This window comes from Bacillus sp. FAU18 (assembly GCF_056033885.1).
This window is the reverse complement of record NZ_JBVYHZ010000004.1, coordinates 931820-944248: the sequence shown is the minus strand read 5'-3', so window position 1 is coordinate 944248 and position 12429 is coordinate 931820. Positions and strand designations below refer to the sequence as shown.

At 44.6% G+C, this 12429-nt stretch carries 11 protein-coding genes and 1 riboswitch; of the genes, 7 read left to right on the top strand and 4 right to left on the bottom strand.

Annotated elements, in window-relative coordinates:
- Positions 1-110 precede the first annotated feature (110 nt).
- Positions 111-884: an alpha/beta hydrolase family protein gene (locus AC0OMU_RS15875; RefSeq protein WP_003246204.1), complete on the top strand. Its 774-nt coding sequence runs from the start codon at positions 111-113 to the stop codon at positions 882-884.
- Positions 885-935: 51 nt separating this feature from the next.
- Positions 936-1178, top strand: coding sequence for a DUF2584 domain-containing protein (locus AC0OMU_RS15870; RefSeq protein ID WP_181220059.1), 243 nt, complete (start codon positions 936-938; stop codon positions 1176-1178).
- Positions 1179-1216: 38 nt separating this feature from the next.
- Here AC0OMU_RS15870 and pckA read toward each other — a convergent pair whose 3' ends face one another.
- A complete protein-coding gene (pckA, locus tag AC0OMU_RS15865) occupies positions 1217-2800 on the bottom strand; it encodes a phosphoenolpyruvate carboxykinase (ATP) (RefSeq protein ID WP_014480627.1) in 1584 nt (527 codons plus the stop codon).
- Between the two features lie 196 nt (positions 2801-2996).
- A riboswitch (SAM riboswitch) is annotated at positions 2997-3135 on the top strand.
- A 167-nt stretch (positions 3136-3302) separates the two neighbouring features.
- On the opposite strand from pckA, the gene metK reads away from it, so the two are divergent.
- The 3 genes from metK (at position 3303) to alaP (ending at position 8081) form a co-directional block, all read left to right on the top strand.
- A complete protein-coding gene (gene metK, locus AC0OMU_RS15860) occupies positions 3303-4505 on the top strand; it encodes a methionine adenosyltransferase (protein ID WP_003229102.1) in 1203 nt (400 codons plus the stop codon).
- Between the two features lie 149 nt (positions 4506-4654).
- On the top strand, positions 4655-6553 hold the full coding sequence (gene asnB / locus AC0OMU_RS15855) for an asparagine synthase (glutamine-hydrolyzing) (RefSeq protein ID WP_063335755.1): 1899 nt from the start codon (positions 4655-4657) through the stop codon (positions 6551-6553).
- A gap of 136 nt (positions 6554-6689) precedes the next feature.
- A complete protein-coding gene (gene alaP, locus AC0OMU_RS15850) occupies positions 6690-8081 on the top strand; it encodes an alanine permease AlaP (RefSeq protein WP_047183068.1) in 1392 nt (463 codons plus the stop codon).
- Between the two features lie 245 nt (positions 8082-8326).
- Here the strand turns inward: alaP and AC0OMU_RS15845 are convergent, their stop codons facing one another.
- Positions 8327-8842, bottom strand: coding sequence for a gamma carbonic anhydrase (locus AC0OMU_RS15845; protein ID WP_032726461.1), 516 nt, complete (start codon positions 8840-8842; stop codon positions 8327-8329).
- A 48-nt stretch (positions 8843-8890) separates the two neighbouring features.
- Here AC0OMU_RS15845 and ytpA point away from each other — a divergent pair, with 48 nt between their 5' ends.
- Together ytpA and tbcS are read left to right on the top strand one after the other, a co-directional pair.
- Positions 8891-9670, top strand: coding sequence for a phospholipase YtpA (gene ytpA, locus AC0OMU_RS15840; protein ID WP_004398545.1), 780 nt, complete (start codon positions 8891-8893; stop codon positions 9668-9670).
- A gap of 20 nt (positions 9671-9690) precedes the next feature.
- Positions 9691-10794 carry a tetraprenyl-beta-curcumene synthase gene (gene tbcS, locus AC0OMU_RS15835; protein WP_033882168.1) on the top strand — a complete coding sequence of 368 codons (1104 nt, stop codon included), beginning with the start codon at positions 9691-9693 and terminating at the stop codon, positions 10792-10794.
- On the opposite strand, the gene mnmM is transcribed toward tbcS, so the two are convergent.
- On the bottom strand, positions 10784-11368 hold the full coding sequence (gene mnmM / locus AC0OMU_RS15830; RefSeq protein ID WP_004398483.1) for a tRNA 5-(aminomethyl)-2-thiouridylate-methyltransferase MnmM: 585 nt from the start codon (positions 11366-11368) through the stop codon (positions 10784-10786). The genes tbcS and mnmM overlap by 11 nt on opposite strands.
- Positions 11365-12333 carry a tRNA modification radical SAM protein MnmL/YtqA gene (gene mnmL, locus AC0OMU_RS15825; RefSeq protein WP_015483590.1) on the bottom strand — a complete coding sequence of 323 codons (969 nt, stop codon included), beginning with the start codon at positions 12331-12333 and terminating at the stop codon, positions 11365-11367. The genes mnmM and mnmL overlap by 4 nt, the downstream gene beginning before the upstream one ends.
- Positions 12334-12429: the final 96 nt, after the last annotated feature.

Below are 12429 nucleotides of genomic sequence, written 5' to 3'. Positions count from 1 at the left end.
TTGCTTTACATATCGTATGATGGGTATAAAAATGTGTGAATGCCTAATCAGGTTCTCCGGATGTAATTTTGGAGTAAGGAAAGCATATAGAAAAAAAGGAGGCGGCTGTTTTGATTGTAGAGAAAAGAAGATTTCCGTCGCCAAGCCAGCATGTGCGTTTGTATACGATCTGCTATCTGTCAAATGGATTACGGGTTAAGGGGCTTCTGGCTGAGCCGGCGGAACCGGGACAATATGACGGATTTTTATATTTGCGCGGCGGGATTAAAAGCGTGGGCATGGTTCGGCCGGGCCGGATTATCCAGTTTGCATCCCAAGGGTTTGTGGTGTTTGCTCCTTTTTACAGAGGAAATCAAGGAGGAGAAGGCAATGAGGATTTTGCAGGAGAAGACAGGGAGGATGCATTTTCTGCTTTTCGCCTGCTTCAGCAGCACCCAAATGTCAAGAAGGACAGAATTCATATCTTCGGTTTTTCCCGCGGCGGAATTATGGGAATGCTCACTGCGATCGAAATGGGCGGGCAGGCAGCTTCATTTGTTTCCTGGGGAGGCGTCAGTGATATGATTCTTACATACGAGGAGCGGCAGGATTTGCGGCGGATGATGAAAAGAGTCATCGGCGGAACACCGAAAAAGGTGCCTGAGGAATATCAATGGAGGACACCGTTTGACCAAGTAAACAAAATTCAGGCTCCCGTGCTGTTAATCCATGGAGAAAAAGACCAAAATGTTTCGATTCAGCATTCCTATTTATTAGAAGAGAAGCTAAAACAACTGCATAAGCCGGTGGAGACGTGGTACTACAGTACATTCACACATTATTTCCCGCCAAAAGAAAACCGGCGTATCGTGCGGCAGCTCACACAATGGATGAAAAACCGCTGACAGTGAAATATGTTATGATAAAGAAAAAAGAGAACGAAAGGGGATTTCACTTTGGGAATGCCTGTTGAATTTAATACACTGATTGTGACAAAAGGAAAAGAAGTTCGGATAGATGAAAATATATTCACGTTAGAGAAGGACGGATACCGGGTATATCCGATGGAGATTCCAATGGATGTACGCAAAACAAAGTTTGGCGAAAAGTCAGGCACAGCTGAAGTGCAGAAGCTTCAATGGGAAGAAGACCGTACCATCATTACATACAAGCTGACTTCTTTGCATTCCGTCAATTAAAATAAGCCAAGAGCATAATTGCTCTTGGCTTTTGTTTTTTATACGAGAGGGCCGCCTGCCTGGGCGATGGCATCGGTATGTGCGAACTTTTTAAAGTTCTCTTTGAATTCATTTGCAAGGTAGACTGCTTTTTCTTTGTATTCTTCCTTGTTGGTCCACGTGTTTTCAGGCTGAAGGATATGATCAGGAACGCCAGGAACATGTGCCGGAATGTGCAGGCCGAAAATATCGTCAGTTATCATTTCAGCATCCTCTAATTTACCTTCAATCGCTGCTTTGACCATTGCTCTAGTGTAAGAAAGCTTCATTCGTTCGCCTGTGCCGTAGCCGCCCCCGGTCCAGCCGGTATTGACTAAGAAAACGTCAGCGCCGTGTTCATCGATCTTTTTGCCGAGCATTTCAGCATAGACGTGAGCAGGAAGCGGCAGGAACGGTGAGCCGAAGCATGTAGAAAACGTCGTTTCAGGAGACGTTACACCACGTTCGGTTCCGGCAAGCTTACTCGTGTAACCGCTCAAGAAATGGTACATCGCCTGCTCCTTCGTCAGTTTGCTGATCGGCGGCAGGACTCCGAAGGCATCAGCCGTCAAAAATACAATTGCTGACGGATGGCCGGCCATGCTTGGAGTGACGATGTTGTCAATCATATGAATCGGGTAAGCTGCCCGCGTGTTTTCAGTATAGAAGGAATCATCATAATTGGCTTCGCGTGTATCTTCATCAACAACGACATTTTCGAGAACAGACCCGAAGCGGATCGCGTTAAAGATTTGCGGCTCCTTTTCCTCGCTTAAATGAATGCACTTAGCGTAGCACCCGCCTTCAATATTAAAGACGCCTGTATCAGACCAGCCATGTTCATCGTCACCGATCAGCTTGCGGTCAGCATCTGCCGACAGGGTGGTCTTGCCTGTTCCTGACAGTCCGAAGAAAAGGGCGACATCGCCTTTTTCACCGACATTGGCGGAGCAGTGCATAGATAAAATATCTCTTTCAGGCAGCAGGAAATTCATAATGGAGAAAATGGACTTCTTCATTTCACCGGCATACTCAGTTCCGCCGATTAAGATCGTCCGCTTTTCAAAAGAGACAATAATAAACGTTTCGGAATGAGTGCCGTCTGTTTTTGGATCCGCTTTGAAATGCGGAGCAGAAAGAATGGTGAACGGCTGCTCAACTGTTTTCTTATCATTTCCTTCCGGACGGATAAACAGCTGCCGCGCAAATAAATTGTGCCATGCGAACTCATTTACGACAGTGATCGGCAGCCTGTATTTCTCGTCTGCTCCGGCAAATCCTTCGAAAACAAACAGTTCATCTCGCTCCTTTAAATAGCTGACAACTTTCGTATACAGCCGCTCAAACGCTTCTTCTGAAATCGGCTGATTCACCGGGCCCCAATCGATCTTATTTTTCGTGCTTTCTTCCTCCACGATGAATTTATCTTTAGGTGAGCGTCCTGTGTAAGCGCCTGTTGTCGCGCGAACAGCACCTGTGGATGTTAAAATGCCTTCGTTTCGGGAGAGGACTTTTTCTGTTAGCTGTGCTGCTGATAAATTATGACGCACATTTGGACATGTTAATAAGGCTTGTAAATCAGCGGTCAAATCAACTGAGTTCATATGAAACCTTCCTTTATCGTTTTTTGTGTTTTGCTAATTGTGAATTAGTATAACATATATTTTCAAATAGTCTATACTATTTATTATTTTTTGTGTGTGCATTTCCATTGTTTTCCCTCAATATAGGTGCCTATTTCTTCTGAATCATATTGACATTGCAAACCCTTTTACGATAAGATATTTCATTGAGCGGATACTCTTATCCCGAGCTGGCGGAGGGACAGGCCCTATGAAGCCCAGCAACCGGTTTCTCTGTTATTTATTATGTTCAACTGAGTGAGACAACCAAGGTGCTAACCTGTTGCAAGGTTGTATGATTCCTTGAGCGATAAGAGTGAAAGGCACAAAGACCAAACCCTTTCCTCGATGGAAAAGGTTTTTTTATTTCATAAATATGCCAATTAACATTCTCTAATATAACTGTACATTGTATAAGAGGGAGCGAGTTCCGTATCATATATACAAGGTCTTTCGGGAGGCCTTGTGCAGGAGGAAGCAAATCATGAGTAAAAATCGTCGTTTATTTACATCAGAATCTGTTACGGAGGGGCATCCGGATAAAATCTGTGACCAGATTTCTGACAGCATTTTAGATGAAATTTTAAAGAAAGACCCTAACGCGCGTGTTGCTTGTGAAACATCTGTGACAACAGGTTTGGTTCTTGTAAGCGGAGAGATCACAACTTCTACGTATGTTGACATTCCGAAAACGGTTCGCCAAACCATTAAAGAAATCGGATACACACGTGCAAAATACGGATTTGATGCGGAAACTTGTGCGGTTTTAACATCAATTGATGAGCAGTCTGCTGATATCGCGATGGGCGTAGACCAAGCGCTTGAAGCCCGTGAAGGCACAATGAGCGACGAAGAAATTGAAGCGATTGGTGCGGGTGACCAAGGATTAATGTTCGGTTATGCGTGCAACGAAACGAAAGAGCTTATGCCTCTTCCAATTTCACTTGCCCATAAATTAGCCCGCCGCCTAAGTGAAGTCCGTAAAGAAGATATTCTTCCGTACCTTCGCCCTGACGGCAAAACACAGGTAACGGTTGAGTACGATGAAAATAACAAACCAGTCCGCATTGACGCGATTGTGATTTCCACTCAGCATCACCCTGAAATTACACTTGAGCAAATTCAGCGCAACATTAAAGAACATGTAATCAATCCGGTTGTTCCTGAAGAGCTGATTGATGAAGAAACAAAATATTTCATCAACCCTACAGGACGTTTCGTAATCGGAGGGCCTCAAGGGGATGCGGGACTTACAGGACGCAAAATCATCGTTGATACGTACGGCGGCTATGCACGCCACGGCGGAGGCGCGTTCTCAGGTAAGGACGCGACGAAGGTAGACCGTTCTGCAGCTTATGCGGCAAGATACGTTGCGAAAAACATCGTTGCGGCTGAGCTTGCTGATTCTTGCGAAGTACAGCTTGCTTACGCGATCGGTGTTGCACAGCCTGTGTCAATCTCAATCAACACATTCGGTTCAGGAAAAGCTTCTGAGGAAAAACTGATTGAAGTTGTTCGCAATAACTTTGATTTACGACCTGCCGGCATTATCAAAATGCTTGATTTGCGCCGTCCGATCTACAAACAAACTGCTGCGTACGGCCACTTTGGACGTCACGATGTTGACCTTCCATGGGAGCGCACAGACAAAGCGGAGCAGCTGCGTAAAGAAGCGTTAGGAGAATAATTTTATAGCCGCTTACTGGTTAAGCGGCTTTCCCTTTTTTATCGTTGTATTCATGTTTATTTTTTTACATAACTGTGAAACCAAATACTATTCACAGCGTCTATAAATAGGGGTTCAATGATGACAATTTTAATTATGGAGGCAATACTATGTGTGGATTTGTCGGGGTTTTTAACAAGCATCCGTTAGCTCAAACCGCTGATCAAGAAGAACTAATCAAACAAATGAACCAAATGATCGTTCACCGCGGTCCTGACAGTGATGGATATTTCCATGATGAGCACGTCGGCTTCGGATTCAGACGGCTCAGCATTATTGATGTAGAAAATGGCGGACAGCCTTTATCATATGAAGATGAAACATATTGGATTATCTTTAACGGAGAAATCTATAACTATATTGAACTGAGAGAAGAGCTTGAAGCAAAGGGGTACACATTCAACACGGATTCGGATACAGAGGTTCTTCTTGCGACTTACCGTCACTATAAAGAAGAAGCGGCGTCCAAACTGCGCGGTATGTTTGCCTTTCTGATTTGGAATAAAAACGATCATGTGCTTTATGGGGCAAGAGATCCATTCGGCATTAAACCGTTGTACTACACAACGATCAATGATCAGGTTTATTTTGCCTCAGAGAGAAAAAGTTTAATGGTTGCTCAGAATGATATTGAAATAGATAAAGAGGCATTGCAGCAGTACATGTCTTTCCAATTTGTTCCTGAACCAAGCACGCTTGATGCCCATGTGAAAAAAGTAGAGCCGGGTTCACAATTCACAATCCGCCCGGACGGCGATATCACATTCAAAACGTATTTCAAAGCGAACTTCAAGCCGGTTCAGACTGAAGAAGACAAGCTTGTGAAAGAAGTCCGAGACGCGATCTATGACTCTGTAAACGTTCATATGAGAAGTGACGTTCCTGTCGGTTCGTTTCTGTCTGGCGGGATTGATTCTTCCTTTATTGTGTCTGTTGCGAAGGAATTTCATCCAAGCTTAAAAACATTCTCTGTCGGCTTTGAACAGCAGGGCTTCAGTGAGGTTGATGTAGCGAAAGAAACGGCAGCGGCGCTGGGCATTGAAAATATCAGCAAAGTCATTTCGCCTGAGGAATATATGAATGAGCTTCCGAAGATCGTATGGCATTTTGATGACCCGCTTGCTGATCCGGCAGCGATTCCGTTGTACTTTGTTGCAAAAGAAGCGAAAAAACATGTTACGGTTGCTTTATCAGGTGAAGGAGCGGATGAGCTCTTCGGCGGATATAACATTTACCGTGAGCCGCTTTCGCTTAAACCGTTTGAACGGATTCCGTCCGGCCTGAAAAAGATGCTTCTGCACGTTGCTGCCGTTATGCCTGAAGGTATGAGAGGAAAGAGCCTGCTTGAGCGCGGTTGCACTCCGCTTCAAGATCGTTATATCGGTAACGCGAAAATCTTTGAAGAGTCTGTCAAAAAGCAGCTGTTGAAGCATTATAATCCGAACCTTTCATATCGCGATGTGACGAAGACTTACTTTACAGAAAGCAGCTCGTACAGCGATATCAACAAAATGCAGTATGTCGATATCCACACTTGGATGCGCGGCGACATTTTGTTAAAGGCGGATAAAATGACGATGGCGAATTCTTTGGAACTGCGTGTGCCGTTCTTGGATAAAGTCGTATTCGACGTCGCTTCAAAAATTCCTGATGAGCTGAAAACGAAGAACGGCACGACGAAGTATCTTCTTCGCAAAGCCGCTGAAGGAATTGTGCCTGAGCACGTATTAAACCGCAAAAAGCTTGGTTTCCCTGTACCGATCCGTCATTGGCTGAAAAACGAAATGAACGAATGGGTGCGGAATATTATTCATGAAAGCCAAACGGATGCTTATATCCATAAGGATTATGTCCTTCAGCTTCTTGAAGACCATTGTGCGGACAAGGCTGATAACAGCCGTAAAATCTGGACTGTACTGATCTTTATGATCTGGCACAGCATCAATATTGAAAAACGGTATATGCCTGAAGAGCTGAGCCATCAGCCTAAAGAAGTCATCTTTGTGTAACAGACAACAAGGCTTTCGAGTAGTCGAAAGCCTTGTTGTTATCCTTTTATTTCTCCATCATCATTGGTTTACCCAATTCGTACGGAATATTCAGAAAAATGATTTAATGATATTTTTTTCTAGGGGAGAAGAAAGCATGCAAAAACAAAAACAAGAGCTGCACCGCGGACTCGAAGAAAGGCATATTTCTTTAATGTCTTTAGGAGCTGCTATAGGAGTAGGGTTGTTCCTCGGCTCCGCATCAGCTATTCAATTAGCAGGGCCTGGTATTTTGGTAGCGTATGCCGCAAGCGGCCTGGTCATGTTTTTTATTATGAGAGCGCTTGGGGAAATGGCCATTCAAAAACCGGTCGCAGGCTCCTTCAGCAGGTATGCGCGTGATTATTTGGGACCGCTTGCAGGCTATTTAACAGGGTGGAACTACTGGTTTTTATGGGTTGTCACCTGTATGGCTGAAATTACTGCTGTCGGCATCTATATGGGGTTCTGGTTTCCGGACGTACCAAACTGGATTTGGGCATTATCGGCGCTGGTCATTATGACGGGTGTTAATTTCCTGGCTGTCAAAGCTTACGGCGAGCTGGAATTTTGGTTCGCATTGATTAAAATTGTTGCGATCTTATCCATGATTGTTGTCGGTTTATTGATGATTATTGCAGGAGTCGGCAATGGAGGCATTGCAACCGGAATCAGCAATTTGTGGAACAACGGAGGATTTTTCCCTCATGGATTAAAAGGGGTTCTATTGTCTCTTCAAATGGTCATGTTCGCCTATTTAGGGATTGAAATGATCGGGGTGACGGCTGGCGAAGTGAAAAACCCGCAAAAATCGTTAGCCAAAGCAATCGATACAGTATTTTGGCGGATTTTGATTTTTTATGTAGGCGCTTTATTTGTCATTATGTCTATTTACCCGTGGCAGGAAATTGGCTCTCAAGGAAGTCCATTTGTTCTCACATTTCAAAAAGTGGGCATTCCATCGGCAGCAGGTATCATTAACTTTGTCGTGTTGACTGCCGCGCTGTCTTCATGCAACAGCGGTATTTTCAGCACAGGACGGATGCTGTTTAACTTGGCGGAACAGAAAGAGGCGCCACAAGCATATGGTCAGCTGACGAAAGGCGGCATCCCGGGTAAAGCTGTTCTGGCTTCAGCGGGGGCTTTATTAGTCGGAGTGCTGTTAAACTATGTTGTCCCTGCGAAGGTATTTACTTGGGTTACAAGTATTGCGACGTTCGGAGCGATTTGGACGTGGGCAATCATTTTGCTTTCTCAAATAAAATACAGGAAAAGTTTGAAGCCGGAAGAAAAGAAACAATTAAAGTACAAAATGCCTTTATTTCCGTTTACGTCTTATGTGTCATTGGCATTTCTAGCATTCGTCGTCATTCTTATGGCTTACAGCCCTGATACAAGAGTAGCCGTGATTATCGGGCCGATATGGTTTCTCATCTTGCTGGCTGTGTACTATGGAAAAGGGTTTCACAAAAAAAATGCAGCTTCTGCCAGCGAACGAAATATCAGCTGACAAAAAGAGCTCCCAGTGGGCTCTTTTTTTGTGTGCTCATAGAAAATAGAGAACAGGAAAGAATAGGTATGTGTTTTTGCAGAGGCTGTTTACAGTTTTGTGATAAGATAAAAGTCATACGTTTCATGCTATATGTGAACGTTTTATGGAAAAATTGAAACCCGAACTGTGATGACGTCCGGGTTAACGATGGTTATTGCTTTCAAATATAATTTGAAAAATGGTAAAGTAAGACGAAGCAGGTCTTATGTTTGTTGAAGAAATTTATAATATTGGCCCTTTTCTACATATTCTGACCGTATTCTTTGCATATCTTTTCGGTCTTCTTCCGTCAAAGGGCGGATGACTTTTGCAGGGCGGCCAAAGGCGAGATGGCCAGGCGGAATGGTTTTTCCAGGCGGGACAAGACTGCCGGCACCAATAAAAGCGCCTTCGCCAATTTCGGCTCCGTCTAAAATGATTGAGCCCATGCCGATTAAGGCGTTCTTGCGGATAACAGCGCTATGAAGTGTAACCTGATGGCCTATCGTGGCGTCATCTTCAATGAGCAGCGTCTGGTTCGGGCTTTGATGGAGGCAGCTTAAATCTTGGATATTGACTCTGTTTCCGATTCTGGTCGGCGCAACATCTCCCCTTATGACAACAGAAAACCAAATGCTGGACTGTTCTCCGATCACGACATCACCGGTAATTGTTGCATTATCAGCTATAAAGGCTGTTGGGTGGATATCTGGCTTGTGTTCCTTATAAGGGTAGATCATAAGATTCATCCTTCTTTCTCTATTTAAATTTCGTATGAGGTGAAGAGCATGTGGACCTGGAAAGCAGACAGACCTGTTGCCGTGATTGTAATTATTCACGGGGCAAGTGAATATCACGGACGATATAAATGGCTGATTGAAATGTGGCGGTCTTCGGGTTATCACGTAGTCATGGGCGATTTGCCTGGACAGGGAACAACGACAAGAGCGAGAGGGCATATTCGCTCGTTTCAAGAATACATTGATGAAGTAGATGCTTGGATAGATAAAGCGCGAACCTTTGATCTGCCGGTTTTTCTTCTAGGTCACAGCATGGGCGGTCTGGTCGCGATTGAATGGGTTAAACAGCAAAGAAATCCCCGGATTACGGGAATTATTTTATCATCACCGTGTCTCGGACTGCAAATTAAAGTCAATAAAGCGCTTGATCTTGCATCAAAAGGCCTGAATGTCATCGCTCCGTCACTTAAGGTTGATTCGGGATTATCAATTGATATGGCGACGCGCAATGAGGACGTCATCGAGGCTGACCAAAATGATTCGTTATACGTCAGGAAAGTTTCTGTCAGATGGTACAGAGAGCTTTTAAAGACAATTGAATCGGCAATGGTGCCGACAGAGGCATTTTTGAAAGTTCCGCTTCTTGTGATGCAAGCCGGTGATGACAAGCTTGTTGACAAAACGATGGTCATCAAGTGGTTTAATGGTGTTGCTTCTCATAATAAAGCATACAGAGAGTGGGAAGGGCTTTACCATGAGATCTTCAATGAACCCGAGAGAGAAGATGTCTTTAAAGCAGCAAGAGCGTTTACTGATCAATATATTTGAACTAGTAGGGGGTGCATGTGTTGACAGTACCGGAACATCCTTTTGGATTGATGGCAAAGGTATATCGAGATATTTTTCCGCTCGTTCATCAAGAGCTGGACATATGGAAACAAAAATCAGAATCGATTCATAACAGTGAATTGAAAGCACAGGCAACCGCAAGTATTCGGGACAAAACGTTTCACTGTGAAGGCGGCGGCATACTGGCCTTATTGTCAGGCAGCCAAAAGCAGAAATGTGTCGAGTTTATCATCGCGTATCAAACGATTAGTGATTATTTGGACAATCTGTGTGACCGCAGCACCTCGCTGGACCCGCAGGATTTTCGGATGCTCCATGCCTCAATGCAGGACGCACTGACAGTGGGGGCGGAACTGCAAAATTATTATCAATTCAGGGAAGAACAGGATGACAGCGGATATCTGCACGAACTGGTCAAAACGTGCCAGCGTGTCCTTGGTTCCATTGAGCACTATGACATGATTAAACCTTATCTGCTTGAACTGTGCGGCTATTATTGCGATTTGCAGGTGCATAAGCACGTTATTGAGCATGAGCGTGTTCCGCGGCTTGAAAAGTGGTTTACTCAATATGAATCAGAGCTGCCTGAGATGGAATGGTATGAATTTTCAGCCTGTGCAGGCTCAACGTTAGGCATTTTCTGTCTGGTTGCGTATTCGTTCCAGCCTGATTTCACAGAAAGCACCGCTAAAAAAATCCGCGACAGTTATTTTCCTTACATACAGGGTCTTCATATTCTTCTTGATTATTTGATTGATCAAGAGGAGGACTTGCTGGAAGGAGACTTGAATTTCTGCTCGTATTATCAGTCTCATGAAGAGATGATGAATCGGCTTGAACACTTTATCCATAAAGCCGACGAGCATTTACAAGGCATTCCGCATGAAAACTTCCATCGTTTAATCAATCGCGGCTTGCTTGGTGTTTATTTGTCAGATGATAAAGTGGCAGGCCAAAAGGAAATGGGCCGGCTCGCAAAGAAGCTGATCAAAGCCAGCGGAAAAACCTCCCTTTTCTTTTATATCAACGGCAGAGCCTACCGGAAATTTCAAAAAATGTCCTGGATGAAAAACTCAAAGAAAAAAGCTCAAATCATTTGCTGATCTGAGCTTTTTTTTCGATGGCGACAATAAATGGCGGGTCATTTTGCTGATTGATAAATCCGTATGTTAATACACGGGCTGTTTGCTGGTCCAAGTCCCGGCAAAACTCGAGCACGTCGTTTTTTTCAGCTTTGCCTTCCGGGTGGCCATGATAGACGACGAGAACAATCAGACCTTCATCTTTCATGATGCTGAGAAGCTGTTCAATTGCTTTGATCGTGGAACTTCCGTTTGTCGTAATTGATTTGTCCCCGCCCGGCAAATAGCCGAGGTTAAATACCGCGGCCGCCACTTTGCCATGTGTTTCAGGCGGGAGGGATTCAGCGATTTTATCATGGCTTTTGTGAAATAACGTTGTTCGCGCTTGATACATGTCACCGAGCCGTTCCTTTGTATTGGCCACGGCTGATTCTTGGATGTCGAATGCGTACACATGACCGTTTTCACCAACAAGCTCCGCTAAAAACTGTGTATCATGTCCGTTGCCCATTGTCGCGTCTACGACAATATCTCCTTCTCCCGCGGCCATTTTCAGCAGTTCTTTGCTGTAAGGAAGAATTTTCTTCAAAATCATAGCGCTGATTCCTCCTCAAGCTGCTGAAAGAACTTTCCTTGATAGCTGCCTCGATTTTCTAGCTCTTTATTAATGGCGCCAAGCACTTCCCATTTGTTGACGCTCCACATTGGCCCGATCATCAACTCAATCGGTCCGTCGCCTGTAATGCGGTGGACGATCATTTCAGGCGGAATGATCTCAAGCTGATCGCAGACGAGCTGCACATAATCATCTTGAGAAAGAAATTCCAGCTTTCCCTTTTCATATTGCTTGACCATCGGCGTGCCTTTCAGTAGGTGAAGCAGATGGATTTTAATGCCCTGGACGTCCAAATCTGCGACGGCCTTTGCCGTTTCCATCATCATGTCCCGGTCTTCCAAAGGCAGCCCGTTGATAATATGCGAGCAGACACGTATGCCGTGTTTTCTTAATTTATTAACGCCTTCCACATAGCAGTTAAAATCATGTGCGCGGTTGATCAGAAGTGCAGTCCGTTCATGAACTGTTTGAAGCCCAAGCTCCACCCACAAATACGTACGTTCATTCAGCTCTGCCAAGTAATCAACGACATCATCAGGCAGACAGTCCGGGCGTGTGGCGATCGAAATGCCGACCACATCATCTAAGGCGAGGACGGATTCGAATTTCTCACGAAGCACCTCAACCGGGGCATGAGTGTTTGTGAAAGCCTGAAAATAAGCGATGTACTTGCCGTCCTTCCATTTTTCGTGCATGCGGTTTTTGATGTCATGGAATTGCGTAATTAAATCATCGGCCCGGTTCCCGGCAAAATCGCCGGAGCCTGCTGCGCTGCAAAACGTACAGCCTCCGTGGGCTACGGTGCCGTCCCGATTCGGACAGTCAAAACCGCCGTCAAGCGCTACTTTAAACACCTTATGGCCGAAATGTTCTCTGAGATGATAATTCAATGTATGATAGCGTTTTTCCGTATTTGAATAAGGAAAAGGATTGTTCTGCATCACAATTCATGTGCCTCCTTGCGTACGATTGCATCCTAAAATTGTAGCACGCATTTCACAAGAGAACAAATGAATATCGACCATAAATTACTTTATTGA

Excerpts from the sequence above, each read along its gene's own strand:
- pckA (WP_014480627.1), bottom strand. The coding sequence starts at position 2,800 with ATGAACTCAGTTGATTTGACCGCTGATTTACAAGCCTTATTAACATGT.
- metK (WP_003229102.1), top strand. The coding sequence starts at position 3,303 with ATGAGTAAAAATCGTCGTTTATTTACATCAGAATCTGTTACGGAGGGG.
- asnB (WP_063335755.1), top strand. The coding sequence starts at position 4,655 with ATGTGTGGATTTGTCGGGGTTTTTAACAAGCATCCGTTAGCTCAAACC.
- alaP (WP_047183068.1), top strand. The coding sequence starts at position 6,690 with ATGCAAAAACAAAAACAAGAGCTGCACCGCGGACTCGAAGAAAGGCAT.
- AC0OMU_RS15845 (WP_032726461.1), bottom strand. The coding sequence starts at position 8,842 with ATGATCTACCCTTATAAGGAACACAAGCCAGATATCCACCCAACAGCC.
- ytpA (WP_004398545.1), top strand. The coding sequence starts at position 8,891 with ATGTGGACCTGGAAAGCAGACAGACCTGTTGCCGTGATTGTAATTATT.
- mnmM (WP_004398483.1), bottom strand. The coding sequence starts at position 11,368 with ATGATTTTGAAGAAAATTCTTCCTTACAGCAAAGAACTGCTGAAAATG.